General features: G+C 60.2%; 20 protein-coding genes. 10 read left to right on the forward strand and 10 right to left on the reverse strand.

The features are described from left to right. Window positions 1-259 precede the first annotated feature (259 nt). Window positions 260-2,023, forward strand: a complete 1,764-nt coding sequence (locus tag ACIGDJ_RS09510) for a cation:proton antiporter (RefSeq protein WP_313000129.1) — start codon at window positions 260-262, stop codon at window positions 2,021-2,023. 22 nt (window positions 2,024-2,045) lie between these two features. Here ACIGDJ_RS09510 and ACIGDJ_RS09515 read toward each other — a convergent pair whose 3' ends face one another. From ACIGDJ_RS09515 to uvrD, 3 genes are all read right to left on the reverse strand, one after another. Further along, on the reverse strand, window positions 2,046-2,453 hold the full coding sequence (locus ACIGDJ_RS09515) for an SMI1/KNR4 family protein (protein ID WP_003187120.1): 408 nt from the start codon (window positions 2,451-2,453) through the stop codon (window positions 2,046-2,048). Window positions 2,454-2,589: 136 nt separating this feature from the next. Continuing rightward, window positions 2,590-3,465, reverse strand: coding sequence for a Tim44 domain-containing protein (locus ACIGDJ_RS09520; protein ID WP_101159827.1), 876 nt, complete (start codon window positions 3,463-3,465; stop codon window positions 2,590-2,592). Between the two features lie 300 nt (window positions 3,466-3,765). After that, window positions 3,766-5,949: a DNA helicase II gene (uvrD, locus tag ACIGDJ_RS09525; RefSeq protein WP_101159828.1), complete on the reverse strand. Its 2,184-nt coding sequence runs from the start codon at window positions 5,947-5,949 to the stop codon at window positions 3,766-3,768. Between the two features lie 257 nt (window positions 5,950-6,206). Between uvrD and ACIGDJ_RS09530 the strand changes: the two genes are divergently transcribed. From ACIGDJ_RS09530 to ACIGDJ_RS09540, 3 genes are all read left to right on the forward strand, one after another. After that, on the forward strand, window positions 6,207-9,080 hold the full coding sequence (locus tag ACIGDJ_RS09530) for a bifunctional diguanylate cyclase/phosphodiesterase (protein ID WP_101159829.1): 2,874 nt from the start codon (window positions 6,207-6,209) through the stop codon (window positions 9,078-9,080). 127 nt (window positions 9,081-9,207) lie between these two features. Further along, a complete protein-coding gene (gene hexR, locus ACIGDJ_RS09535) occupies window positions 9,208-10,074 on the forward strand; it encodes a transcriptional regulator HexR (RefSeq protein WP_007962240.1) in 867 nt (288 codons plus the stop codon). Between the two features lie 175 nt (window positions 10,075-10,249). Continuing rightward, entirely contained in the window at window positions 10,250-10,453 is a 204-nt protein-coding gene (locus tag ACIGDJ_RS09540; RefSeq protein WP_313000120.1) for a PA3496 family putative envelope integrity protein, read from the forward strand. Here ACIGDJ_RS09540 and ACIGDJ_RS09545 read toward each other — a convergent pair. Continuing rightward, window positions 10,395-11,357, reverse strand: a complete 963-nt coding sequence (locus ACIGDJ_RS09545) for a LysR family transcriptional regulator (RefSeq protein ID WP_397478686.1) — start codon at window positions 11,355-11,357, stop codon at window positions 10,395-10,397. The two genes, ACIGDJ_RS09540 and ACIGDJ_RS09545, sit on opposite strands and share 59 nt — an antisense overlap. Before the next feature lie 190 nt (window positions 11,358-11,547). On the opposite strand from ACIGDJ_RS09545, the gene ACIGDJ_RS09550 reads away from it, so the two are divergent. After that, the gene (locus ACIGDJ_RS09550; RefSeq protein ID WP_101159832.1) at window positions 11,548-12,963 is read left to right on the forward strand and encodes an acetyl-CoA carboxylase biotin carboxylase subunit; all 1,416 of its coding nucleotides are present in this window, start codon (window positions 11,548-11,550) and stop codon (window positions 12,961-12,963) included. 11 nt (window positions 12,964-12,974) lie between these two features. Further along, the gene (gene oadA / locus ACIGDJ_RS09555; RefSeq protein ID WP_397478685.1) at window positions 12,975-14,783 is read left to right on the forward strand and encodes a sodium-extruding oxaloacetate decarboxylase subunit alpha; all 1,809 of its coding nucleotides are present in this window, start codon (window positions 12,975-12,977) and stop codon (window positions 14,781-14,783) included. A gap of 198 nt (window positions 14,784-14,981) precedes the next feature. Here the strand turns inward: oadA and ACIGDJ_RS09560 are convergent, their stop codons facing one another. After that, window positions 14,982-17,171, reverse strand: a complete 2,190-nt coding sequence (locus ACIGDJ_RS09560; RefSeq protein ID WP_397478684.1) for an autotransporter domain-containing protein — start codon at window positions 17,169-17,171, stop codon at window positions 14,982-14,984. Between the two features lie 370 nt (window positions 17,172-17,541). Between ACIGDJ_RS09560 and ACIGDJ_RS09565 the strand changes: the two genes are divergently transcribed. Beyond that, window positions 17,542-18,891 (forward strand): HipA domain-containing protein, encoded by a 1,350-nt coding sequence (locus tag ACIGDJ_RS09565; protein ID WP_397478683.1) that lies wholly within the window; start codon window positions 17,542-17,544, stop codon window positions 18,889-18,891. After that, on the forward strand, window positions 18,888-19,166 hold the full coding sequence (locus tag ACIGDJ_RS09570) for a helix-turn-helix domain-containing protein (RefSeq protein ID WP_039757273.1): 279 nt from the start codon (window positions 18,888-18,890) through the stop codon (window positions 19,164-19,166). Before ACIGDJ_RS09565 ends, ACIGDJ_RS09570 begins: the two co-directional genes overlap by 4 nt. 7 nt (window positions 19,167-19,173) lie before the next feature. Here ACIGDJ_RS09570 and ACIGDJ_RS09575 read toward each other — a convergent pair whose 3' ends face one another. Together ACIGDJ_RS09575 and ACIGDJ_RS09580 are read right to left on the reverse strand one after the other, a co-directional pair. After that, window positions 19,174-20,010 carry an amino acid ABC transporter permease gene (locus ACIGDJ_RS09575; protein WP_041476583.1) on the reverse strand — a complete coding sequence of 279 codons (837 nt, stop codon included), beginning with the start codon at window positions 20,008-20,010 and terminating at the stop codon, window positions 19,174-19,176. Next, entirely contained in the window at window positions 20,007-20,825 is an 819-nt protein-coding gene (locus ACIGDJ_RS09580) for an ABC transporter substrate-binding protein (RefSeq protein ID WP_397478682.1), read from the reverse strand. Before ACIGDJ_RS09580 ends, ACIGDJ_RS09575 begins: the two co-directional genes overlap by 4 nt. A gap of 114 nt (window positions 20,826-20,939) precedes the next feature. Between ACIGDJ_RS09580 and ACIGDJ_RS09585 the strand changes: the two genes are divergently transcribed. After that, window positions 20,940-21,842, forward strand: a complete 903-nt coding sequence (locus tag ACIGDJ_RS09585) for a homocysteine S-methyltransferase family protein (protein WP_313000097.1) — start codon at window positions 20,940-20,942, stop codon at window positions 21,840-21,842. A 118-nt stretch (window positions 21,843-21,960) separates the two neighbouring features. Here ACIGDJ_RS09585 and ACIGDJ_RS09590 read toward each other — a convergent pair whose 3' ends face one another. The 3 genes from ACIGDJ_RS09590 to ACIGDJ_RS09600 are packed head-to-tail and all read right to left on the reverse strand — an operon-like array spanning window position 21,961 to window position 23,731. Then, the gene (locus tag ACIGDJ_RS09590; protein WP_397478681.1) at window positions 21,961-22,638 is read right to left on the reverse strand and encodes a GNAT family N-acetyltransferase; all 678 of its coding nucleotides are present in this window, start codon (window positions 22,636-22,638) and stop codon (window positions 21,961-21,963) included. Between the two features lie 12 nt (window positions 22,639-22,650). After that, on the reverse strand, window positions 22,651-23,097 hold the full coding sequence (locus ACIGDJ_RS09595; RefSeq protein WP_101161776.1) for a GNAT family N-acetyltransferase: 447 nt from the start codon (window positions 23,095-23,097) through the stop codon (window positions 22,651-22,653). Window positions 23,098-23,107: 10 nt separating this feature from the next. Continuing rightward, window positions 23,108-23,731 (reverse strand): FMN-binding negative transcriptional regulator, encoded by a 624-nt coding sequence (locus ACIGDJ_RS09600; RefSeq protein ID WP_101161774.1) that lies wholly within the window; start codon window positions 23,729-23,731, stop codon window positions 23,108-23,110. Between the two features lie 93 nt (window positions 23,732-23,824). On the opposite strand from ACIGDJ_RS09600, the gene ACIGDJ_RS09605 reads away from it, so the two are divergent. Then, a complete protein-coding gene (locus tag ACIGDJ_RS09605; RefSeq protein WP_397478680.1) occupies window positions 23,825-25,378 on the forward strand; it encodes a PLP-dependent aminotransferase family protein in 1,554 nt (517 codons plus the stop codon). Window positions 25,379-25,422: the final 44 nt, after the last annotated feature.

A 25,422-nucleotide genomic window follows, 5' to 3' on the forward strand; every position in this document is an offset into this window, starting at 1 on the left:
GCGGATGGCTGAAAGCACCTCTGCGGGTGCCTGGTCGCTTTTCGAAAGCACCGTTATCGGGACGCCGGGCGCAGGCTCGCCGTCACGCCGGGTTCGATCTGTTTCCTTATATTGCACCGCCTTTCAGAAAGAAATCGCGGTGTTAACCTGCAAAAGCCGTGTCTAAGGGCAATTCCTACATCAAAAGCGGATTTTTACCTTGCCTGCGCAGACGCTTCTGACGTCTGTCCGCGGCCTCGTCATTCAAGGAGCCCACACCATGCATGCCATCAGCTTCATTCAGGATCTGGCAGTGATCATGTTGGTCGCAGGTGTGGTGACCGTGCTCTTTCACCGTTTCAAGCAGCCGGTGGTACTCGGCTACATCGTTGCCGGGTTCATCATCGGCCCGCATACGCCACCGTTCGGCCTGATCCACGACGAAGAAACCATCAAGACCCTCGCCGAGCTGGGGGTGATCTTCCTGATGTTCTGCCTCGGCCTGGAATTCAGCCTGCGCAAGCTGTTCAAGGTAGGGGCGACGGCGTTCATTGCTGCGTTTCTTGAAATCATCCTGATGATCTGGATCGGTTACGAAATCGGCCGCTGGTTCGACTGGAACACCATGGATTCGCTGTTTCTCGGCGCGATTCTGGCGATTTCCTCAACCACTATCATCGTCAAAGCCTTGAACGATCTGAAGATGAAGAACGAGCGCTTCGCGCAGCTGATCTTCGGCGTACTGATTGTCGAGGACATCCTCGGCATCGGCATCATTGCGCTGCTGTCGAGCATCGCCGTCAGTGGCACGGTGAGTTCGGGGGAAGTGTTTTCCACGGTCGGCAAGTTGTCGCTGTTCATGATCGTCGCGCTGGTCATCGGCATTCTGTTGGTGCCGCGTCTGCTGGCCTATGTGGCCAGATTCGACAGCAACGAGATGTTGCTGATCACCGTGCTGGGCCTGTGTTTCGGCTTCTGCCTGCTGGTAGTCAAACTTGAATACAGCATGGTCCTTGGCGCTTTCCTCATCGGCGCAATCATGGCCGAGTCGCGGCAACTTCTGAAGATCGAACGGTTGGTCGAACCGGTGCGTGATCTGTTCAGCGCGATCTTCTTCGTCGCCATCGGGCTGATGCTCGACCCGATGATCCTGCTCGAATACGCCTGGCCGATCGCAGTGATTACCGTGGCCGTGGTGCTCGGCAAGATGCTGTCCTGCGGCCTTGGTGCGTTTATCGCCGGCAATGACGGACGTACCTCGCTGCGAGTGGGTATGGGCCTGTCACAGATCGGCGAATTTTCCTTCATCATCGCTGCGCTGGGTATGACCTTGCAGGTGACCAGCAACTTCCTCTATCCGGTCGCGGTGGCCGTGTCGGTAATCACCACGCTGTTGACGCCGTACTTGATCCGAGCCGCGGATCCGCTGTCGATCAAGCTTTCGGCCGCAGTGCCCAAGCGTCTTGGTCGGGTGCTCGGCATGTATGGCGAATGGCTGCGCAGCATTCAGCCGCAAGGCGAGGGCGCGATGCTCGCGTCGATGATCCGGCGGATTCTGTTGCAGGTCGGGGTCAATCTGGCGCTGGTGATTGCGATCTTCTTTGCCGGCGCCTATTTCGCCGAGCGCATGTCGTTATGGCTGCAGGACTGGATCGGCGATCCGAGTTGGCAGAAGGCATTGATCTGGGGTGGGGCGTTGCTGGTCTCGCTGCCGTTCCTGATTGCGGCCTATCGTAAGCTCAAGGCGTTGTCGATGCTGCTGGCAGAGATGGGCGTCAAGCCGGAAATGGCCGGGCGTCACACGCAGCGAGTGCGCCGGGTGATCGCCGAAGTGATCCCGATTCTCTCGCTGCTGGTGATTTTCCTGCTGTTGGCAGCCTTGTCGGCCAGTATCCTGCCGACCAACAAGCTGCTGGTGCTGATTGCTGTTGTCGCGGCCGCCGTAGCGGCGTTGCTCTGGCGCTGGTTCATCCGCGTGCACACGCGCATGCAGGTAGCGCTGCTGGAAACCCTCGACAATCACAAGGAATCGTCGGGGCACTAACCACCCTGGAGCCTCTGGCGGATCAGCTTTCCAGCCAGACGTCCCGCGCCCAGTGCCACACCGATTCCCAGGTTTCTTCAGCAATCAATTCTTCTTCGGCCTGCCAAAGCACGACGGTGCCGTCTTCTTCGACACAGTAATAGTCATCGCCGTCCTGACAGATCGGAATCAAGCTGCGATCAACCCCTGCATCCCATGCATTGGCGGCGACATCAGGCAAGTAGGTGTGCGATTGCGGATCGGTGACGGTCACGGGTTCAAGGCTGCCATAGACCACATCGCTAACAGTCAGCAAAAATTCTCTGAAGACAAATGGAATGTCGATGAACAGTTGTTCTTCGATTTCCACCAGCAGGTCTTCGTCAGGCAATTCCAATGGAACCGGCACGGGTTCATTGGCTTCGCGCAGTTGTTCGATGATTTCTTCCACGTCCGGGATCCTCTTGCTTGAATGGCGCGGTTTATATGGGCCGGTTTATACAGTAGCTCGCTATAGATGCAACCGTGAAATGAAAAACCCCGGCCGAAGCCGGGGTTCTGTTACCGCAAGTGAAGCGCAGCAGGGATCAGCCGTTCTGGCGGATACCGGCGACCAGCCAAGGCTGGTTGTCGCCCTGTGGACGCTCCATGTTCCAGCTTTCGCTGAACACTTCGCCCTGATCGAAACGCGAGGTTTTCGACACGCCGGTGAAGGTCAGAGTGGCGATGGTCTTGTCGGCGCGATCATCGACGCCGTCCAGCTGCACTTGCAGGTTGTCGATGTAGGTCGACTGGAAGCCGTCGCCCAGGTCCGCACGCTCACGTTTGAGGAAATCAAGCATTTGCGGGGTCACGAACTCGGCGATCTTGTCCATTTCGTTGGCGTCCCAGTGCTGCTGCAGCGACTGGAAGTGGCTGCGTGCGGCTTCAAGGAAGCGCTCTTCGTTGAACCAGGCCGGAGCGTTGATCACCGGGCGGGCAGCAGCCGGAGCAGCCGAACCACCGAAGATCGAGCCCATGGCCGCAGGCTTCTGTTCGAACACTTCACGCTGCATCGGCGCGCCGGCCGGAGCAAATTGCTCCTGCTGCTTGCGACGACGGGCGGCGATGAAGCGGAAGATCACGAACGCGATCAGGGCCATGATCAGGATGTCGAAGATCTGCATGCCCTGGAAGCCGTCGCCCATGAACATCGACGCGAGCAGGCCACCAGCGGCGATGCCCGCCAGTGGGCCGAGCCAGCGCGAAGCACCGCCGGCCTTGGCCGCAGCGCCAGCGGCACCGGCAGCGCCAGCGGTCGCTGCTGCACCGCCCACGCCTGGAGAAGAAGGAGCCATCTGGCTGGTCTGGTGCGTCGGCGCAGCGCCGGCGCTTTTGCCACCACCAAAGCGCTTGGCGTTGGCGTCGAGGCTCATCGTCAGGCCGATGCACAACGCCATGGCGATGCTAAGAAAACGTTTCATAAAGGGTATTCCCGTTTTGTGGAGACACGCGCGCCATGTTGCACAGCTGAAGTGTTACTGGCTAGCGAGAGAGTGTTTCGGGCTTTTGCCTGACAGGTCGCGTTCAGCTTGGCGAGGCAATCAGCCGATGTACTTTTGTCTGTAGGAAAAGGCGATAGGTTCAGAGGGATTGTGCTCGGTTCGCCGAACAACCTGTGGGAGCGAGCCTGCTCGCGAAGGCGTCGTGTCAGACAAATGAATGCCTGATGACGCACCGCTTTCGCGAGCAGGCTCGCTCCCACAGGGGTTCAGTGCAGCTCGTCAGATGGCTTCCAGCTTGGCATACCCGAGCATCAGCCACTTGCTGCCTTCGCTGAAATTCACCTGCACCCGGGCCTGAGCGCCGGAACCTTCGAAGTTGAGGATCACCCCTTCGCCGAAGATCGAGTGACGGACAGCCTGACCAAGCACAAAACCGGTTTCCGGAATCTCGCTGCCGCTGAACAGATTGCTGCCGCTCATCGACTGGTTGCCGCCGAACGGTCGGCTGACGCTGTTGGACAGACGCACTTCCTGAATCAGGCCTTTCGGCACTTCACGTACGAAACGCGACACCTTGTTGTAGGTTTCGCTGCCGTACAGGCGCCGGGTTTCCGCGTAGGTCATGACCAGATTCTGCATCGCCCGGGTGATACCGACGTAAGCCAGACGCCGTTCTTCTTCCAGACGCCCCGGTTCTTCCAGGCTCATTTTGTGCGGGAACAGGCCTTCTTCCATGCCCACCAGGAACACGTAAGGGAATTCCAGACCTTTGGCGCTGTGCAGGGTCATCAGCTGAACGCTGTCTTCATGCTCGTCGGCCTGAGTGTCGCCGGCCTCCAGCGATGCGTGGCCGAGGAATGCCGCCAGTGGCGTCAGCTCTTCGTCCTCTTCGGTGTTTTCGAAGTTGCGCGCGGCGCTGACCAGTTCCTCAAGGTTTTCCACCCGGGCCTGACCTTTTTCGCCTTTTTCCGCTTCGTGGTACGCGATCAGGCCGGACTGCTCGATGACGGTCTGGGTCATCAGGTGCAGCGGCATTTCGGCGCACTTGGCGGCAAGGTTTTCGATCAGCTCGATAAACGCACCCAGTGCGCTGGCCGCGCGGCCAGTCAGGCCTTTGTTGGCAACCAGTTGGCGCATCGCTTCCCACATCGATACATCGCTGTGCCGGGCGTGCTCGCGAATCGCTTCGACAGTTTTCTCACCGATGCCGCGCGCCGGCACGTTGATCACCCGTTCCAGCGCCGCATCGTTGCCGCGACCTTCAAGCAAGCGCAGGTAGGCCATGGCGTTTTTGATTTCCGCGCGCTCGAAGAAGCGCTGCCCGCCATAGATGCGGTAAGGGATGCGCTCGCGCAGCAGGGCTTCTTCGAGCACCCGCGACTGGGCGTTGGAGCGGTACAGAATCGCGACATCGCTACGGGCCAGACCGGTTTTCAGCGCGCTTTCAATGGTTTCGACCACGTAGCGCGCTTCGTCGTGCTCGTTGAAAGCGGCATACAGGTTGATCGCTTCGCCGTCGCCGCCGTCGGTCCACAGCTCTTTGCCCAGACGCCCGGTGTTATTGGCGATGAGCGCGTTGGCGGCTTTGAGGATGCCGGCGGTGGAGCGGTAGTTCTGCTCCAGACGAATCGTCTCGGAATCCGGAAAGTCCGAAGAATACTGATGGATGTTCTCGATCTTCGCGCCACGCCAGCCGTAAATCGACTGATCGTCATCGCCGACCACCATCAGGCTGTCGCCGCCCTTGCCCAGCAGGCGCAACCAGGCGTACTGCACGGCGTTGGTGTCCTGGAACTCGTCGACCAGAATATGGCGGAAGCGCTTTTGGTAGTGCGCCAGCAGGCCCGGGTGGTCGCGCCACAGGTCGAGGGCACGCAGCAGCAGTTCGGAGAAGTCGATCACGCCAGCACGCAGGCACGCCGCCTCGTAGGCTTCGTAGATGCCGCGCATGGTGGCCAGGAACAAGTCGCCGCTGGCCTGAATGTGTTGCGGCCGCAGACCTTCGTCTTTCTGCCCGTTGATGAACCACTGCGCCTGACGCGCCGGCCAGCGTTGCTCGTCCAGACCGAGCTCGCGGATCACCCGCTTGACCAGTCGCTGCTGGTCATCGCTGTCGAGAATCTGGAAGGTCTGGCTCAGGCCCGCTTCCTGCCAGTGCGCCCGCAGCAAACGGTGCGCAAGGCCGTGGAAGGTGCCGACCCACATGCCGGCCGGGTTGATGCCCAGCAACTGCTCGATGCGGTGGCGCATCTCGGCAGCGGCCTTGTTGGTGAAGGTCACCGACAGGATGGAGTGGGGCGAGGCGTTTTCGACCTGGATCAACCAGGCGATACGGTGCACCAGCACTCGGGTTTTACCGGAACCGGCGCCGGCCAGGACCAACTGACGGCCAACGGGGGCCGCTACGGCCTGGCGTTGGGCATCGTTGAGGGAGTTCAGCAGAAGGGAGAGATCATCGCGCATCGGCGCATTCTAGGGTGCGCCGCAGGCCCGGGCAAACCGCACGTTGCATTAGCCGATGAAAGTGCTGCCGATGACGACCGGTCGGTCATTGACTGCAGGCTTTGGCCCGTCTCGCCTGAAGGCTTTCAACCAGGCCCGATGGGCGGGAAATTTCCCGGCAATTGTGATCGGCAGCAGTTTGGCAACGGGATCGGCTTGTGTATGCTCCGTCCACGTTTCGGGCGCACGCCCTCCTTATAAGAACAAGAACGTTGCCCATGACCCTCAGCGCCGAATTGTCGGGCCCCTCAGTGGAGCCCCGGCTAATCCGCAAGCACTATGCCGTCGAAATGGCGGTCGAGCGTACGCGTCTGCTGTATCAGGGCTCGCTGCTGCCCACGCTATTCATGTTGATCAACGGTCTGGTCTGCGCCGCTTTGCTCTGGAGCCCACAGCGCTACTTCGTGGTCAGCGTCTGGCTGGTGTGGCTGCTGTCGCTGGTTGCGTTGAGGGTGATTCAGGTGGCCGCGTTCGATTCGGCGATTCCCGATCGCCAGGCCCAGCCGATCTGGTTCCGCATGTTCCTGCTCGGTTCGACCATGACCGGCCTGACCCTGGCCGGTGCCGGCATTGCGCTGGTGCCCGCCGACAATTTCATTCAACAAGCCTGGGTATTCGGCCTGATCGGTGCGGCAACGCTCTCTGCCAGTGTCGCCTACGCGGTGAGCCTGCCGGCGTTTCTCTCGTTTACCTTGCCCTGTCTGTTGCCCGCGATCGGCTACCTGTTCTGGGGTGGCGACGAGCAGTCGCGGGGCTGGGGCTGGCTGGGTTTGATCCTGCTCGGTTCGCTGAGCGTGGTGGCATGGCAGGTCAACCGACTGATTGATCGCGGATTGCTCCGGCGCTTCCAGAATCAGCACCTGATCGAGCACTTGCAGCAAGCGCAAACGCGTAGTGAACAGCTCAATCAGGCGCTTGGCAAAGAGATCGAGCAGCGCCGCTGCGCCGAGGCCCTGTTGCGTGAAGCGCAGGTCGATCTGGAAGACCGCGTCACCCAGCGCAGTCGCGAACTGGATGCGGCCAATCAGGCCCTGAGCAAAAGCGAGGCGCGGTTGGCGCTGGCGCTGAAGGCCAGTGAGCTGGGTTTGTGGGACTGGAACCTGCAGACCGACGAAGTCCATCACACGCAGATTCAGGAGCTGTTCGGCCTCGCCCCGGAGTACGTCACGGCGCTGCTGCGCGACCTCAAACCGCGGCTGCACCCCGAAGATGTGCCGTCGCTCAAGTTCGCCCTGGTCGAGCATCTCAAGGGGCGCACCGAGGATTATCAGGTCGAATACCGCCTGCGTCACGGTGATGGCCATTGGGTGTGGATCGAAGACCGTGGCCGAGCCGTTGAGCGCAGCGCCAGCGGCCGGGTGATCCGCATGGTCGGCACCCGCCGCGACATCAGCGCCAGCAAAAGCCTCGAAGAGCAGCAGCGGCTGGCGGCGACGGTGTTCGAAGCGGCCAGCGAAGGCATTGTGATTCTTGATCCGGACTACGCGCTGATTGCGATCAATCAGGCTTTCAGTCGTGTCACCGGTTACGAGACCGACGACATGCTCGGGCGCAACGTCGTCGAGTTGCCGTGCAGTCGCGATGCCCGCCGTCACTACCTGACGATCCGTCAGGCGCTGGAGCAGCACGGTAGCTGGCAGGGCGAACTGGTGGAAACCCGCAAGAACGGCGAGCTGTATCCGCAGTGGCTGCAGCTCAATGCGGTGCGCGACAGCCGCGGCAATGTCAGCCATATCGTTGGCTTCTTCGCCGATCTCTCGGCGCGGCGGGCGTCAGAAGAACGCCTGCGCTATCTGACCCATTACGACGAGCTCACTGGTCTGGCCAACCGTTCGCTGTTCCGCGAGCGCCTGCACGAAGCGCATCAACGAGTGCGACAGGGCGGGCGGCGCAGTCTGGCGTTGCTGCACATCAACCTGGATCGCTTCAAATTGCTCAATGACAGCCTCGGCCATGAAGTCGCCGATCAGTTGCTGCAGAAGATGGCGCGGCGGCTGGTCAACGCCTTGCCGGAAGCCGACACCATTGCCCGCTTGTCCGGCGACGAGTTTGCCGTGCTGTTCGATGCCTACGGCCATCTGTCGAGCCTGGCCCGGGTGGCCACGCGGTTGTCGGCCAAGCTGCGTTTGCCGCTGAGCGTCGACGGCCATGAGTTGGTGGTCAGCGCCTCGATGGGCATCAGCCTGTTACCGGACAACGCGCGGGAAATCTCGGCACTGGTCAGCCAATCGAACATGGCCATGCAGCACGCCAAACATCTGGGCGGCAACAATTTCCAGTTCTACACCGAGAGCCTGCAGGCCAGCACTCTGGAGCGCCTGCAGCTGGAAAACCATTTGCGCAGGGCCATCGAAGAACAGCAACTGACGGTGTTCTACCAACCGAAACTGTGCCTGCAAACCGGTCGTCTGAATGCTGCTGAAGCGCTGGTGCGTTGGGATCATCCGAGCATGGGCCAGGTGCCGCCGGCAGATTTCATCGGCCTTGCCGAAGAGACCGGTCTGATCGGGCCGATCGGCGAATTCGTCCTGCGCCAGGCGTGCTGGCAGGCGTGCGAATGGCAGCGCCAGGGGCTGGCGCCGATCCGCGTGTCGGTCAACCTGTCGGTGCATCAACTGCGCCAGGGCAAACTGGTCAGCCTGGTGCGGCAGGTGCTGGAAGAAACCGGGCTGGCGCCGCACTGCCTGGAGCTGGAACTGACCGAAAGCCATCTGCTCGACAGCGTCGAACACATCATTGCGACGTTCCAGCAACTGCGCGATCTGGGGGTGAAGCTGGCGATCGATGATTTCGGTACCGGTTATTCCTCGCTGAGTTACCTCAAGCGCATCCCGGTGGATTACGTGAAGATCGACCAGGCGTTCATTCGCGGCTTGAGCGAGGGCAGTGCGGACGCAGCGATCACTCGCGCGATCATCGCCATGGCTCACGGGCTGGCGCTGAAAGTGGTGGCCGAGGGCGTCGAGCGCCAGGATCAGCTGGAATTTTTGCGCATGGAGCGCTGCGACGAAGTGCAGGGTTATCTGATCAGCCGACCGGTGGACGCTGCCTGTCTGGCCGGGCTTTTACGTGATCAGGAAAATCTGCGCTAGGGGCTACATGCAGCTAAGCGTGCCTGATGCCGGGACATCGAGTTACGCTTTGAGCAGGCAAAATGCCCATTCATGTAGTATAACTACAAGCTTGCTACATCCTTGCCCACAAGAAGAGTCCAGCCCCTTGAATCTGCTGCAACACATCGCCCAGTCACGTCACCTGTTACGCAAGTCGGAGCTCAAGGTCGCCGACCACGTGCTGCTTGACCCTGCGGCGGTGATGCACAGTTCCATGGCCGACCTCGCTCACAGCGTCGGCATCAGCGAGCCGACCATCGTGCGCTTTTGCCGCGCCATCGGTTGTTCCGGCTTCCAGGATCTCAAACTGAAACTGGCGCAAAGCCTGGCCGCCGGTGCCAGTTTCGGCCAGTTCGCGATTCATGAAGACGACTCGGTCGCCGATTACAGCCTGAAGATTTTCGACACCACGCTGCACACGCTGATGGAGGTTCGCGAGAAGCTCGATCCGGTGGAATTGCAGCGCGCGGTGACGTTGATGTCCCAGGCGCAGCGCGTCGAGTTCTATGGCTTTGGCGCGTCTGGCGCAGTGGCGGCGGATGCCCAGCACAAATTCTTCCGTCTGTTGCTGACCGCAGCGGCGTATTCCGACCCGCACATGCAGGCGATGTCGGCAGTGACCCTGAAGCCTACCGACGTGGCGATCTGCATTTCCCAATCGGGGCGCTCCAAGGATCTGCTGATCACCGCCAACCTCGTTCGCGAGAGTGGTGCGTCGTTGATTACCCTTTGCCCGAGCCAGACGCCGTTGGCCGAACTGTCGACCGTGAATCTGGCGATCGATGTGCACGAAGACACCGAGATTTACACGCCGCTGACCTCGCGAATCGCCCACCTGGTGGTGATCGACGTGCTGGCGATGGGCGTGGCCATGGCGCGCGGGCCGAGCCTGGTCAATCACCTCAAGAGCGTCAAGCGCAGTCTGCGCAGTTTGCGTTTGTCTCCCAAGGCTGTGAAAGCCCTGGACGATTAAGATCAAAAGATCGCAGCCTTCGGCAGCTCCTACATTTGGAATGCGTTCCCTGTAGGAGCTGCCGAAGGCTCGGGCCGCGATCGGACGATCTTTTGCTTTTTGACGGCGACTTTCATCAAACCGTCATCCCCCACGCCTATCTTGAAACTCCCGTACTCGCCTTGGGAGACTCGAAATGGCTCAGCCTTACGAAGAACGCAACAGCGCCGCGAAAACCCGTCGTCAGCAGGAAGATCAGCGCCGCATGGAATTTCGCCGCGCAATTGAAGATCGCTTTGAACTGCGCCAGCTTCAGGCCGAGATCGGCGATTTCCCCGAGATCACTCATTGGCAGGCAGCGTCCGCAGCTTCCCGTCGAAACGCTCAACCAACGCAATAATCTGCGCCCGCTCGCCGCGGATAAACGCCAGGAAGGCGTGCGCCACCGGTGACAGCCGTTTGGCTTTGGCTTGCACCAGGCACCAACTGCGCATCAGCGGCAACTCTTCGACCGGCAGCTCGACCAGACCGCCGGTCGCCAGCTCCAGGTTCAGGGCGTGGCGCGTCAACAACGCCAGGCCCAGACCCGCCACCACGCATTCGCGCTGGGCTTCGGCCGAGGCTACTTCCTGGGTCTGGGTGAAGTGCACACGCTTTTCCTTGAAGTATTCCTCGCAGGCCAGACGCGTACCCGAGCCCGGTTCGCGGATCAGCAGCGTATACGGCTCGAGATCCTGCAAGCGCAACGGGCCCATGTGCGCCAGCGGGTGATCCGGGCGCGCCACAGCGACAATCGGATTGTTGAGGAACGGCAGGAATTCCAGGCCCATGTCCTGCGGCACCATCGACATGATCACCAGATCATCGCGGTTGTCCGAGAGGCGGCGAATGACCTGGCCACGGTTGACCACCGTCAGCTGCAAGTTGACTTCCGGATGCTTGCGCTTGAACGCAGCAAACAGATGCGGCACAAAATATTTCGCGCTGGATTCCACCGCCAGTTTCAGCTGACCCTGCAGCGAACCCTGCATGTCCGACAGTTGCATATCGAGGTTTTCCAGCCGCCCGAAAATGTCGCGACTGGCACGTTGCAGCGCTTCTGCAGCCTCAGTCATGTAGAGTTTTTTGCCGACATACTCGAACAGCGGTTGGCCAATCAGCTCTTCAAGCTGACGAATCTGTAGGCTGACGGCCGGTTGTGTGAGGGACATTTCCTCGGCGGCGCGGCTGTAGGAGCGTAAATCACACACCTCATTGAAGATTTGCAATTGACGCAATGTCATACGCATCAATGACTTACGCATTTTATTCGGGCTCGGTTGGCGGTTGGATAATTTGACTATAAGTGTTTACTTATGCCTGACCCAATTTTTATTCATTTTTGTTAATCACTCAGCAGCGCTAGTGTGGACCTGCGACTGAATTGAAACATTTGGTCACGCGTCGACCTGGCTCCAGCAGGTCGTGGTGCCACCGGCTCAAGGGAATTTCCAAGTGATAAAAAAGATCCTGATCGCCAACCGTGGTGAGATTGCCGTACGAATCGTACGAGCCTGCGCCGAAATGGGCATTCGCTCGGTTGCGATTTTCTCCGACGCCGATCGCCATGCCTTGCATGTGAAGCGTGCGGACGAGGCCCACAGCGTGGGTGCCGAGCCATTGGCCGGCTACCTGAACCCGCGCAAGCTGGTGAACCTGGCCGTGGAAACCGGCTGCGATGCGCTGCACCCCGGCTACGGTTTCCTGTCGGAAAACGCCGAGCTGGCGGAAATCTGCGCTGAGCGCGGCATCAAATTCATCGGCCCGTCGGCGGAAGTCATCCGGCGCATGGGCGACAAGACCGAAGCGCGGCGCAGCATGATCAAAGCCGGCGTACCGGTGACGCCCGGTACCGAGGGCAATGTCTGCGGCATCGAAGAAGCCTTGGTCGAAGGCGACCGCATCGGTTACCCGGTGATGCTCAAGGCCACCTCTGGTGGCGGCGGCCGCGGTATCCGTCGCTGCAACAGCCGCGAAGAACTCGAACAGAACTTCCCCCGTGTCATCTCCGAAGCCACCAAGGCGTTCGGTTCGGCGGAAGTGTTCCTGGAAAAATGCATCGTCAATCCCAAACACATCGAAGCACAGATTCTCGGTGACAGTTTTGGCAACGTCGTGCACCTGTTCGAGCGTGACTGCTCGATCCAGCGCCGCAACCAGAAGCTGATCGAGATCGCGCCGAGTCCGCAGCTCACCCCGGAGCAGCGCGCCTACATCGGCGACCTGTCGGTGCGTGCGGCCAAGGCGGTGGGGTACGAGAACGCCGGTACCGTAGAGTTCCTGCTCGCCGAGGGCGAGGTGTACTTCATGGAGATGAACACTCGCGTGCAGGTGGAACACACCATCACCGAAGAAATCACCGGCATCGATATCGTCCGCGAACAGATTCGCATCGCTTCCGGCCTGCCATTGTCGGTGAAGCAGGAAGACATTCAGCACCGTGGCTTCGCGTTGCAGTTCCGAATCAATGCCGAAGACCCGAAAAACAACTTCCTGCCGAGCTTCGGCAAGATCACCCGTTACTACGCCCCCGGCGGCCCGGGCGTGCGCACCGACACGGCGATCTACACCGGCTACACCATTCCACCGTTCTACGACTCGATGTGCCTGAAGCTGGTGGTCTGGGCGCTGACCTGGGAAGAGGCGATGGACCGTGGCTTGCGCGCGCTGGACGACATGCGTCTGCAGGGCGTGAAGACTACCGCCGCGTACTACCAGGAAATTCTGCGCAACCCGGAATTTCGTAGCGGCCAGTTCAATACCAGCTTCGTTGAAAGCCACCCGGAACTGACCAACTACTCGATCAAGCGCAAACCCGAAGAGCTGGCCCTGGCCATCGCCGCCGCCATCGCCGCCCACGCAGGCCTGTGAGGAATACAAGAATGAGCAAGAAGATTTTCGTAACAGACACCATCCTGCGCGACGCTCATCAATCGCTGCTCGCCACTCGCATGCGCACCGAAGACATGCTGCCGATCTGCGACAAGCTCGACAAGGTCGGCTACTGGTCGCTGGAATGCTGGGGCGGAGCGACCTTCGACGCCTGCGTGCGCTTCCTCAAAGAAGACCCGTGGGAGCGCCTGCGCCAACTGCGTGCTGCGCTGCCCAACACCCGTCTGCAAATGCTTTTGCGCGGGCAGAACCTGCTCGGTTATCGCCATTACAGCGACGACGTGGTTCAGGCCTTCGTCGTCAAAGCCGCAGAAAATGGCATCGACGTGTTCCGCATCTTCGATGCGATGAACGATGTGCGTAACCTGCGCGTGGCCATCGAAGCGGTGAAGGCTGCCGGCAAACATGCGCAAGGCACCATCGCCTACACCACCAGCCCGGTGCACACCATCGACGCCTTCGTTACCCAGGCCAGGCAAATGGAATCCATGGGTTGCGATTCGGTCGCGATCAAGGACATGGCCGGTCTATTGACGCCGTACGCCACTGGTGAACTGGTGCGGGCGCTGAAAGCCGAGCAATCGCTGCCGGTGTTCATCCACTCCCACGACACCGCTGGCCTGGCCGCCATGTGCCAGCTCAAAGCAATCGAGAACGGTGCCGATCACATTGATACGGCGATCTCCAGCTTCGCCTCCGGCACCAGTCATCCGGGCACCGAGTCGATGGTCGCTGCGCTCAAGGGCACCGAGTACGACACCGGCCTGAATCTGGAACTGCTCCAGGAAATCGGCCTGTACTTCTATGCCGTGCGCAAGAAGTACCACCAGTTCGAAAGCGAATTCACCGCCGTCGACACTCGTGTGCAGGTCAACCAGGTGCCTGGCGGGATGATTTCCAACCTCGCCAACCAGTTGAAAGAGCAGGGCGCCCTCAACCGCATGGGCGAAGTGCTCGCAGAAATCCCGCGCGTACGTGAAGACCTCGGCTTCCCGCCGCTGGTGACGCCGACCTCGCAGATCGTCGGCACCCAGGCGTTCTTCAACGTGCTGGCCGGCGAGCGCTACAAGACCATCACCAACGAAGTGAAGCTGTATCTGCAGGGCGGCTACGGCAAGGCACCGGGCGTGGTCAATGAAAAACTGCGGCGTCAGGCGATCGGCAGCGAAGACGTCATCGACGTGCGCCCGGCCGATCTGCTCAAGCCGGAAATGACCAAGCTGCGGGCCGATATCGGCGCTCTGGCCAAGTCTGAAGAAGACGTGCTGACTTTCGCCATGTTTCCGGACATCGGCCGCAAGTTCCTCGAAGAGCGCGCTGCCGGCACCCTTACGCCGGAAGTGCTGTTGCCGATCCCGGAAGCCGGCGCTGTGGCCTCGGCGGGCGGTGAGGGCGTACCGACCGAGTTCGTCATCGACGTCCATGGCGAAACCTACCGCGTCGACATCACTGGTGTCGGCGTCAAGGCCGAGGGCAAGCGCCACTTCTACCTGTCCATCGACGGCATGCCGGAAGAAGTGGTGTTCGAACCGCTCAATGAATTTGTCGGCGGTGGCAGCAGCAAACGCAAGCAGGCCTCGGCGCCGGGCCACGTCAGCACCACTATGCCGGGCAACATCGTCGATGTGCTGGTCAAGGAGGGCGACACCGTCAAGGCCGGCCAGGCTGTATTGATCACCGAAGCGATGAAGATGGAAACCGAAGTCCAGGCTGCGATTGCCGGCAAGGTCGCCGCGATACATGTGGCCAAGGGTGACCGGGTGAATCCGGGTGAAATTCTGATCGAGATCGAAGGCTGAGATAACAGCCGCGATCGACCGTTTTAAACCTCGGGGGGGCATGTGCTCCCCTTTTTTTGCCTGTTTTTTCCCGACCTTGTCAGGGACACATGGGGGAGCGAGCCTGCTCGCAAATACGTCGGATCAGCCAACATCATCTGCGAGCGATCCACCGCTTTTGCGAGCAGGCTCGCTCCCTCAGGGGGTGTGCTTAATCCATCAGAACGCCATGCGCCACTGACCCGCCACGCCATACGTTCGGCTGTCGTCGCCCAGCTCACCCGTTAAGCCCACGCCCAGTGTGTGCGCCGCCGAAAGTCCAAGATCCAGCCCTGCATCCAGCGACAGACTGTCCCGATCCAGTGTCGCGCCATTCACTTCGAAACGCTTGCCGCCGTTGCGCAGTTGCTGGCCGGTGCCGCTGTCGATTTCGCCGAAAGTGTGTTTCCAGCCTGCACTCAACCGTGGGGTCAAATGCATGCCGTTATCCAGCGTATTGATCCGCGCAAGCCGCAGGCCAAAGGTGCTGCTGAAATTGTCGCGGGTCTGGCCGTAGATTTTCAGCGCCGCATCGCCGCCTTTTTCGTTGTAGCTGTCGCGCTGATAACGCTGATAGCCGAGGCTGGCGAAGGGTTCGAGGGTCACGCTATCCCGGCCCAGGTTAAACCCGGCTTCGGCGAACACCTGTTGAGTATTGGCGTCGTAGTTGCCCTTGAGACGATCGCTGAAACCCTTGAACGCTACCCGCCGTGTGCTGCTGCCGTCATGGCCGGCGTAGGTGGCGCCCAGGCGCAAAGACAGCGGGCCGTCTTGACGCACGGCGTATGCGCCAAGATGCCAGCTATCGAGGTCGCCGTCGTACTGGCGGGCATCGAGGTTCGTCTGCGATTTGCCGCCGAGCACGCCGACATGCCAGTGCTCGTCGAGTCGCCAGTCAGCGCCCATGACCAGCCCTTGAGTGGCATGTTGAAGGATGCCGTCGGCGTCGCGGTCAATCTTGCCGCCGTGGCCCAGCGCCTGAATCCACAGCCGCCCGGAGTCTTCGCTGCCGGAGGTCTGATGAGGTGAACTGCGCGAGCCGTCAGTAGAGCCGGACCGGTTGTCCAGTTGGCGCATCGCCGAGAGCATGCTCGCACTGACCGGCGTGACACTGCTCAGTGTGGCTTTGGCGAGGTTGGCATTGCTGCCGGCGGCGAGTTGGTCGAGCGCGATGGGGGCGGTGGCTTTATCGCTGGTCAGCAGTGCGGCGACGGCGGTGTTGATGGGCTTTGCAGGCTCGGACGCCGGCTGTGCGGTGGTTTGTGCAGTTACGATTTCGTTGGGTATCGATGATTCCACCGATGCGGAGTCTTCAATCAAGGTCGCAACTGAGGTCAGGGCAGGGGCTGGAGCTGCGATCACCGCTGTCATTGAAGCTGGAGCGGGCGTTGTCGCGATCGGTACAGCGGGAGAAGTCGGCTGCTCTGGCTCGATAATACTGCCTGCAAGTTCGCCTGCATTTTCTGTAAGAGCGAGGCTTTGGAGCGGTTCACCATTGCGAGCGTAAGTCAGTCCAACCGACTTCTTGTTGTAGTGAGCTGTGGCGGTCATATAGGCCAGATCGTTCTCTATCCTGCCGAATTCGCCTTTTACCTCTCGTGCCTCAATGACTTTGTATTGGTTGCTCTGCGGATATTCACCGGAAGCCGAAGCAATCTTCAGGGTGGCACCTTCGAGTTGGGCTGTGCCATCGACCTTTATCGTCTGACCACCAGAGGGAGTGACCTCGTAAGCCAATTCGGCACCAGGCGCCAAGTGCAAATTACCCTTCACTCGCGGTGCGCCAAGCGCTGCATTGATGGTGAGCAGCCCACCTACCTCAAGATTTCCCACCGTGCCTTTACCGGCGAAACTGCCGCCATTCTGGACATACACATCACCCTTGATGCTGCCGAGGTTGGTCAACGCTCCACCGCTGTTGACCAGAACACCTTCATGGAAATCGCCTTTGGAGCTCAGCGTCCAGTTGCCTTGGGCGACGAATAACCCATTGAAGTTGCGCGTGTCGTTCAACGTGCCGCCATCCGCAGCATTAAGGAACAACACATTATTGCCCTTGCCGCCATCCAGCCGACCCGTGAAGCTTGCGCCGTCGGTTAGGGTAATCAAGTCGTTGACGTCAGTCCCTTTGAACAAGGTTTCCGGTGTCGTAAAGGTTATCGGTACCGTGCTCGCGTCGGTGAGAAAACCCTGTAGCCGTTCCATCGCCTGTTGCTTGGGGTTGGTTTCGGGCTGCTCCGTCGTTTCCATGCTTGGGGGCTGCTCTATTGCTTCAGTGGATTGCTCGGCGTTAGCCAGCGCTACGCCACCCATTGCCAATGAAATAGCCAGAGCCAAGTGTTTTGGTGCGAATAGGTGTTGAGTGGGCATCAAGTTCGACCTCCTTATCGAGAAGACCCAACTCTATTGCTGCCTGAAAAAAACCGATGTCGGCCGCTTCCCACATCCACGCAGGCGACATCGGATCGTTGTGTAGAAAACCCTCACTGGTTTCCACAAATCAGAGCTTTTGCGCAGTGGTGGGTGTTCTTTCTCCTACGGCTTTGTACCGTTGAAGAACCTTCACCAGCGGCACGTCAGACGCTTAACTGCATTAAGTTGCGTTCATACGGTCACATGGGAATGCTAATCTGCATTTTTTTGCAGATATTCCGGCGCGTAAAACTGTTTGGATGCACTATAATGCATGTATTAACAGTTTTTTCTCGTTTAGCTGCATTTAAATGCATACGGAATCAACATGTACAACCTGACACTCCAGATATTCACCGCCGGGCAATGGCACGACGCGATGATTCTTGACTTCGATGATCCGGAAAAAGGCTTCGAAAGCCGCTGCAGTTTTGGCTATGAAGCGGACTATCTGGTGGAAAACATCGAGTTGATCGGGTCGCCTTTTTCCCAAGCCGTGAGTGCCCTGTATCCGCTGGATTGGGAAGGTCGGCGCGCGAAGACACCAGCCTTTGTCCACGACATCGCACCGGCAGGCGCAGCCAAGCGGTTTCTGCTCGCCCGCCTGGGTCAGGAAAGACCCGCCGAGATCAGTGCCGATCTGTTTCTGCTGGGTCGCAGTACACCGGCTCCCATTGGCAACATGCGCATAAAGGAATCGGCGGAAGCAGTCGATGAGAGGAAGCCGATCGGATTCGAGCGCGAGGAGGTCATTAGCCGCGACAACCGCTTTCTTGAATATGCCTACGAGCTAGGCGCGGCCATCGGTGGCGCGACGGGGGCAGGTGGTGAAGCTCCGAAGCTATTACTGGCAGAAAACAGCGCCGGGCTTCTGTATCCCGATGCGGTATTGGACGATGAAGAAGTGCGACAGCACTGGTTCGTGAAATTCGCCAGAAACAGGGGCGGGCAGACCGACCAGGACATCCTGCGCAGCGAATTCCATTACTACAAAGCGCTGCAGACATTGGGCATCGAAACGGTCGCGGCAGAGGGCCTGGCCTTGGAAGAGGCGAACAAACCGAGTTTGTGGATGCGGCGTTTTGATCGACAAGTGAAAGATGGGGCGGTGTCGCGTTTTGCCGTCGAATCGATTTATTCGCTGGCTGAAGTGACGACGCCAGGCAGTGCCATGAATCATCTGGAAGTGATCCGCATGCTCGCCGGGCTCTGGCGCAAAGCGGGTCAGGCCAGCCTGATTCCCGGCCTCGTCGCCGATTATCTGCGTCGCGACCTGATCAATAAAATCCTCGGAAACTCCGATAACCACGGCCGTAACACGGCGATCATCCGGCAAGAGAACGCATTCCAGCTCGCGCCGATTTATGACCTCGCCCCGATGGTCATGGATGACGAAGGCGTGACTCGTACGACCAAATGGCCAAGAGAGTTGGAGCGGGCGGGAGATGTCGATTGGCGAGGTGTCTGCCGCGTATTGGCCGATAGCGCAGATCCGCACGATTCGTTGGCGGGGCTGGATGCCTCGGCGCTGTTCGAAGGCCTGCGCGCGGATGCCCGCCGTCTGGCCGCACTGCCGGATATTCTTGCGGCCAGCGGTTTGCCCGCCAGAACCATGAATCACCCGAGCGTTCACCTGAAAAACCTCGAGCAACGTTTGAAAGAGTGGAACCTGCAATGAGTCTGACCGTCCTCGAGCGCACGGCGCTCATCGAAAGCATTCAGCAAGCGCTGGCCGAAGGCACTCTGGAAATCGGTGACGCCGTGCGCCGTTTACGGGTCGAAGTCACCGGTCTGCATCAGACTCAGTTCGCGAAGATGTGCAAGATTTCAGTGCGCACGCTGGTGCATATCGAACATGGCGAAGGCAATCAGACCCTGAAGTCGCTGAACGCGGTGTTCCGCCCATTCGGCATGAAAATGGGCGTTGTGCGGATTCGCCGGGACACCATTTGAATGCACCTCAACTACGGCGCACGTACGCCTTGCCGTAATGCCGCTCCATTCTTGCCTGAATCAACTCCAGCCCGATCGACATCAGCCAGTAGATGATCGCCGCCGTGGTGAGCATTTCGATGTAGCGATAGCTTGAGCGGCCGTACGACTGGGCGAGAAACATCACTTCCCACACGCCCATCACCGAGATCAGCGACGAGTCCTTGAGCATCGAGATGAACTGATTGGTGGTCGGCGGAATGATCGTGCGCATGGCCTGGGGCAGGGTGATGCGCCAGAAAATCACGCTTTCGCGCAGGCCCAGCGCCAGCGATGCTTCGCGTTGGCCGTGATCGACGCCGAGGATCCCGGCGCGGAAGATTTCGCTCAGGTAGGCGCCGTAGTTCAGCGACAGGGCAATGATGCCGGCGACGATGGCGCCGGGGACGATGCCCAGTTGCGGCAGGCCGAGGTAGATCAGCAGGATCTGGATCAGCAGCGGCGTGCCACGAAAGAACGAGGTGTAGAAACTGGCGATGCCAAACGCCACGGCGCTGTTCGACAGGCGCGCCAGCGCGGTGATGAAACCCAGCAGCGACGAGGCGATGATTGAGCAGGCGCAGAGAAACAGCGTCAGCGCTGCGCCTTGCAGGAAGCCGTTGGGCGCCAGCTTCAGGCCAACGAGGTTGGGTAGCTTGTCGAGGATGATCGCGAACTTCAGGTCGAAGCTCAGAAAGAATCCGGCGAACAGGCAGAACAGCGCCGCCCACGTCAGGTACAGGCGCGTACGGAATCCGAAAAGCTTTTGCAGGCGTGTTTCAGCCACCGGTTGCGGTGGCTGTGGCGGGGTTGGAAAGGAAGTCATTGGCTGATATCGGCGCCGATCCATTTCTGCGACAGCTTGCTCAGGGTGCCGTCCTGTTTCAGCTGGGCGAATACCTCACGCACCTTGGCGTCCCATTGCGGGTCACCTTTTTCGATGGCCACTGAGTTCGGTTCCGAGTACAGCGGTTCGCCGGCCAGTTTGAAGCGCGGGTCCTGGCTCAGACGCGGCTGCGCGGTGACCAGATTGGTGAGGATCGCATCCAGGCGCACGCCGGCCCCCAGGCCCAGATCCTGAAAGGCGACGTTGTCGGTGTCATACGGGGCGATCTGCACATCCTCGAACGGATATTGCAACTGCGTATCCTCGGCGCCTTCGATGACCAGATTCTTGTTCAGGTAACTTTCGTAGCTGGAGGCGCTGGTCAGGCCGACTTTCTTGCCGCTCAGATCCTTGGCGCTGTGGATGCGATCGTCCTTGGCGTTGACCACAATCACCGCCGGCGAAGCGTAGTACTCGACCGGAAAGTCGAACACCTCGGCGCGGGCCTTGCTCGGCGTCATCGAGCAGATGCAGATGTCGTAGCGCCCGCTCCAGCGGCCGGCGGCGATCACGTCCCAGGACGGGGTTTCGAGACGAAGTTTGACGCCAAGCTTGTCCGCCACGGCTTTGGCAACGTCAACGTCGAAACCGTCGAGTTGATTCTGCTCATTGAGAAACGAGAACGGCGGATAGCTTTCCATCAGCACGCCAACCAGTTCTTTCTTCTGCTCGACACGGTCCAGCGTCGCGCCGCCGAAGGCTTGGCTGGAGGCCAGAATGGTCAGGCCCAGGGCTAATAGCGGTTGGAATTTCACAGTTGCTTCCTGCTGAAAAAAAGAGGTTGTTATTAACCGATTGGTGCGTATTAAATAGTTATAAGAACGGCTCCGATAGTGAGTTATTTTCATAAGCATATGAGTGAATAGCATATGAGCGCAGCAGCAACGGTCATTCTCGATGGCGGCATGGGCCGTGAATTGCAACGCGCCGGCGCGCCGTTTCGCCAGCCCGAGTGGTCGGCCCTGGCGCTGAGCGAAGCACCGCATGCGGTCGAGGCGGTACACGCCGCTTACATCGCCAGTGGCGCTAACGTGATCACCAGCAACAGCTACGCAGTGGTGCCGTTCCACATTGGCGAGGCGCGGTTTGCAACTGAAGGCCAAGCGCTTGCGGCATTGGCGGGGGAGTTGGCGCAGCGGGCGGTGCTGGCATCCGGCAAATCGGTGCGTGTTGCCGGTTCGTTGCCGCCGCTGTTCGGCTCCTACCGTCCGGACCTCTTCGAAGCGGATCGTGTGAGCGAGTTGCTGACGCCGCTGGTCAACGGACTGGCTCCGCACGTTGATCTCTGGCTGGCCGAAACCCAGAGCTCGATCGTCGAGGCACGCGCCATTCACGCGGGGCTGCCGAAGGATGGCAAACCGTTCTGGCTGTCGTTCACTCTCAAGGATGAAGACACCGATGAAGTGCCGCGCCTGCGCTCCGGCGAGCCGGTGACCGAAGCGGCTGCGGTGGCGGCTGAACTGGGCGTCGCGACCTTGCTGTTCAACTGCAGTCAGCCTGAAGTGATTGGCGCCGCCATCGACGCGGCGCGCGTAACGTTCGAGCGTCTCGGTGTGACGATCAATATCGGCGCGTATGCCAATGCGTTTCCACCGCAACCGAAGGCAGCCACGGCCAACGACGGGCTCGACCCGTTGCGTGACGATCTCGATCCGCCGGGGTATCTGCACTGGGCGCTGGACTGGCGACAGCGGGGCGCCAGTCACTTGGGCGGCTGCTGCGGGATTGGGCCGGAGCATATTGCGGTGCTGGCGCAGAAACTCGGTAGCTGAGCCACTCCAATCCAGAATGTGGGAGCGGGCTTGCTCGCGAAAGCGGCTGCTCAGTCACCGTTTGCAGTGACTGACACATTGCCTTCGCGAGCAAGCCCGCTCCCACATTGAAGTACTGTCAGGTGCAGCTACGGCATTCGGCCAAGCTTTTGAGTTGGCCGCCAGGCGTCTGGTTTTCATCGCTCAACCAGCGCTCGAACCCGGCACCAATCGCCGGCCATTCCGCATCCAGAATCGAATACCACGCGGTATCGCGGTTCTGCCCCTTGACCACCATGTGCTGGCGAAAAACCCCTTCAAAGCTGAAGCCCAAGCGCTCGGCCGCGTATTTGGAGCGGGCGTTGCCGTTATTGCACTTCCATTCCAGGCGCCGGTAACCCAGCTCGAACGAATACTTGGCCAGCAGGTACACCGCCTCGGTGCTTTTCGGCGAGCGCTGCATTGGCGCGCCAAAGGTGACGTGGCCGATTTCGATGCGGCCCTGCGCCGGAACGATCGACATCAGGCTGAGGATGCCCTGCACCTGATCGGTCGCACGGTCGATGACGCTGAAAAAATACGGGTCGCTGTTGGCCGCATGATTGTTCAGCCAGTCGTTGAATGCACTGCGCTCGCGGAACGGACCGTAAGGCAGATAATCCCAGAGTTTCGGATCGGCACCGGGGCCTTCAAGTGCGGCGTACAGTTGCTCGGCATGCCGCGCGGGGTCGAGTTTTTCCAGGCGAATGAAGCGGCCTTCGAGCAGGGTGGCGGAGGGGGCGGGGACGCCTTTCCAGTCAGCGAGTGAAGCGCTCATGTGCGCGTCTCCTTAAAGGGCTTTACGAAACTGGATGAAACCTGGACGTTCGGCAATACGCTCATAGAGCTGGATCGCCGTGGCATTGGTTTCGTGGGTCAGCCAGTGGACTTTGCAGCAACCATCGGCCTTGGCGGTGGCGTAGACGTGCTCGATCAACAGCCGACCGACGCCGGTGCCGCGTGACTCGGGCACTACCAGCAGATCCTGCAGATAGCAGGAGTTTTCAATACTCCAGTTCGAGCGGTGATAGATGTAATGCACCATGCCCAACGCTTTGCCATCGGCCCAGGCAAGGGCCGCGTGAGTCGGCTCGTTCGGATCGAGAATGCGCTGCCAAGTGCTCTGGGTGACGGCGTCTGGCAGTTCGGTGTTGTAAAAGCGCAGGTAGGCCTGCCACAGCGGCAGCCAGGCGGCGTGGTCATCGGCGCTGACCGGGCGGATATCGATCTGGGTCATACGGTTTTCCTTAACGCATCAAGCGGGCGAGGGTTTGATCGTTGGCGTCAGGGCTGGCGACGAGGCCTTCGCGCACCCCGGCAATGTCTTCGGCGCTGCGGTTCTGGCTGAGCTTGCGTTTGCCTTCGAGGCGGTCGATGGGAATGGCAAAACCGACGATGGCTTTGAGCATGCCATCGATGTAATCGGCCGGCGCATCGTCGACCGACCACGGCTGGGCGCGGCCCGCTTCGTGGCGGTCAGTGAGGGTGCTGACGATGTCGAGCAGACGCCCGCCATCGCTAAAGGTTTCGGCATGGCCGTAGGCGTGGACAGCGATGTAGTTCCAGGTCGGCACGACTTTGCCGTGTTCGGCTTTGCCCGGATAGAAGCTCGGGCTGACATAGGCATCCGGGCCGGCGAAGATCAGCATCGCCTCGGCGCCGTCGCGCAGGTCTTTCCACTGCGCATTGGCCTTGGCCAGATGGCCGTAGAGCGTGCCGTACTCGCCCTGTTCGCGATGCAGCAGCACCGGCACATGGCTGGCTTGCAGCCCGTTCTCACCGTGGCTGACCAAAATGGCCAGGCGAGTGGCCAGGATCAGTTCGTGCAGTTGGGACAAGTCTTCGATGGCAAAGGCGCGTGGTGTGTACATGGACAGATTTTCCTTGGCGAATGCCTGCATCCTAGGCAGGCTATTGGTCTGTTGTAAGAGCCATTGCCGAGCCATTTGATAGGTCCATTTTCCATGCCTGATCTGCCGCCACTGTCGATGCCTTTCAATCCTGCCGGGATCGAGCTTGATCGCCGACTGGGCCTGAGCCGCCAGCTCTACCAGGCGTTGCGCTTGCGGGTGCTTGATGGGCGTCTGGCCAGTGGCACGCGACTACCGGCCAGCCGCGATCTGGCATCAGCCCTGGGAATTTCTCGTAACAGTGTGGTGCGCGCCTACGATCAGTTGTATGCCGAGGGGTTCATCGAAGGGCGCGTGGGTGACGGAACCTACGTCGCACAATTGGCTCAGGCATCAACCCCGAAGAAAAAACTATCCACAAATTCATCCACAGGCTTGTCAACAGGCTTACCCACAGCTTTATCCACAAATTGGCTGGATTTGCCTGTAAATCCATCCAGCAGAGTTATCCACAACGGCGGACTTTCCCGTATCGAAAAGCATCATATGGCTCAACCGCCAAGCGGTCCGCCGCGAGCTTTTCGGGTAGGCGTGCCTGCGTTCGATCTGTTCCCTTTCGAGGTCTGGGCCAAGCTGAGCGCGGCTTTCTGGCGCAAACCGGATTTGCAGCAGCTGTGTTACGGCGACCCGGCCGGTGATGCGCGACTGCGTGGCATGATCGCTGCCTATTTGCGCAGTTCGCGGGGCATGCAGTGCACGGCTGAGCAAATTGTGATCACCAGTGGCGCGCAGCAGGGCATCAGCCTTTGTGCACAGTTGCTGGTCGAGCCTGGAAACGGTGTGGCGATGGAAAATCCAGGCTATCGCGCCGCCGGACATGCCTTCGCCGTAGCGGGAGCAAAATTGCATGGCGTGGCAGTAGACAGCGATGGCATCGATTGCAGCACCATGGCTCAGCTCAGCGACTGCCGTGTAGCCTACGTCACGCCGTCTCATCAATACCCCACTGGCGTGGTGATGAGTCTGGCCCGGCGTCTGGAATTGCTGGCCTGGGCCGAGCGTGTCGACGGCTGGATCGTCGAGGATGACTACGACGGCGAGTACCGCTACACCGGCGCCCCGTTGGCGCCGTTGGCGGCACTTGATCGTCAGGGCCGGGTGCTTTACGTCGGTACGTTCGGCAAAGTGGCGTTCCCGGCGCTGCGCCTCGGTTATCTGGTACTGCCGCCAGCGCTGGTCGAAGCGTTTTCGCAACGCCGTGCCGTCGATGTGCGGCATTCGGAAGTCAGCACGCAAGCGGTGATGGCTGAATTCATGGCGGCCGGGCATTTCCAGCGACATATCCGCCGCATGCGTCGGGCTGCGCTTAGCCGGCGCAACTGCCTGCTCGAAGGCTGGCCGACGGCGATCGCCGGTGTCGGTCAATTGCCCGCCGTTCCTGCCGGCCTGCACCTGACCGTGGCCGTGGACAGCATCGAGCGCGAGCAACAGTTGATCGCTCAGGCTGCTGCCGTCGACGTCGAGATCAACGGCCTGAGCACATACTGGTTACCCGACTCGACCACGCCCATGCAGCAGCGTGCCGGGCTGGTGCTGGGTTTCGCCGCCGTGCCGGAGGCGGCGATCAAAGCGGCACTGGCCCGGCTGCGACAGGCGTGGCAGGGATGAGCCGACAACGCCTCGCAGGCTGGATGAGTATCAAGTTGCGAGGC

The organism is Pseudomonas sp. NPDC079367, assembly GCF_044542195.1.
Classification (GTDB): Bacteria; Pseudomonadota; Gammaproteobacteria; order Pseudomonadales; family Pseudomonadaceae; genus Aquipseudomonas.

What these genes read in the sequence shown, in the direction of transcription:
- ACIGDJ_RS09605 (WP_397478680.1), top strand. Translation starts at nt 23,825, where the DNA reads ATGCCTGATCTGCCGCCACTGTCGATGCCTTTCAATCCTGCCGGGATC.
- ACIGDJ_RS09595 (WP_101161776.1), bottom strand. Translation starts at nt 23,097, where the DNA reads ATGACCCAGATCGATATCCGCCCGGTCAGCGCCGATGACCACGCCGCC.
- ACIGDJ_RS09520 (WP_101159827.1), bottom strand. Translation starts at nt 3,465, where the DNA reads ATGAAACGTTTTCTTAGCATCGCCATGGCGTTGTGCATCGGCCTGACG.
- oadA (WP_397478685.1), top strand. Translation starts at nt 12,975, where the DNA reads ATGAGCAAGAAGATTTTCGTAACAGACACCATCCTGCGCGACGCTCAT.
- ACIGDJ_RS09575 (WP_041476583.1), bottom strand. Translation starts at nt 20,010, where the DNA reads ATGACTTCCTTTCCAACCCCGCCACAGCCACCGCAACCGGTGGCTGAA.
- ACIGDJ_RS09540 (WP_313000120.1), top strand. Translation starts at nt 10,250, where the DNA reads ATGGCTCAGCCTTACGAAGAACGCAACAGCGCCGCGAAAACCCGTCGT.
- ACIGDJ_RS09565 (WP_397478683.1), top strand. Translation starts at nt 17,542, where the DNA reads ATGTACAACCTGACACTCCAGATATTCACCGCCGGGCAATGGCACGAC.
- ACIGDJ_RS09585 (WP_313000097.1), top strand. Translation starts at nt 20,940, where the DNA reads ATGAGCGCAGCAGCAACGGTCATTCTCGATGGCGGCATGGGCCGTGAA.
- ACIGDJ_RS09570 (WP_039757273.1), top strand. Translation starts at nt 18,888, where the DNA reads ATGAGTCTGACCGTCCTCGAGCGCACGGCGCTCATCGAAAGCATTCAG.
- ACIGDJ_RS09590 (WP_397478681.1), bottom strand. Translation starts at nt 22,638, where the DNA reads ATGAGCGCTTCACTCGCTGACTGGAAAGGCGTCCCCGCCCCCTCCGCC.
- ACIGDJ_RS09600 (WP_101161774.1), bottom strand. Translation starts at nt 23,731, where the DNA reads ATGTACACACCACGCGCCTTTGCCATCGAAGACTTGTCCCAACTGCAC.
- uvrD (WP_101159828.1), bottom strand. Translation starts at nt 5,949, where the DNA reads ATGCGCGATGATCTCTCCCTTCTGCTGAACTCCCTCAACGATGCCCAA.
- ACIGDJ_RS09545 (WP_397478686.1), bottom strand. Translation starts at nt 11,357, where the DNA reads ATGCGTAAGTCATTGATGCGTATGACATTGCGTCAATTGCAAATCTTC.
- ACIGDJ_RS09510 (WP_313000129.1), top strand. Translation starts at nt 260, where the DNA reads ATGCATGCCATCAGCTTCATTCAGGATCTGGCAGTGATCATGTTGGTC.
- ACIGDJ_RS09530 (WP_101159829.1), top strand. Translation starts at nt 6,207, where the DNA reads ATGACCCTCAGCGCCGAATTGTCGGGCCCCTCAGTGGAGCCCCGGCTA.
- ACIGDJ_RS09560 (WP_397478684.1), bottom strand. Translation starts at nt 17,171, where the DNA reads ATGCCCACTCAACACCTATTCGCACCAAAACACTTGGCTCTGGCTATT.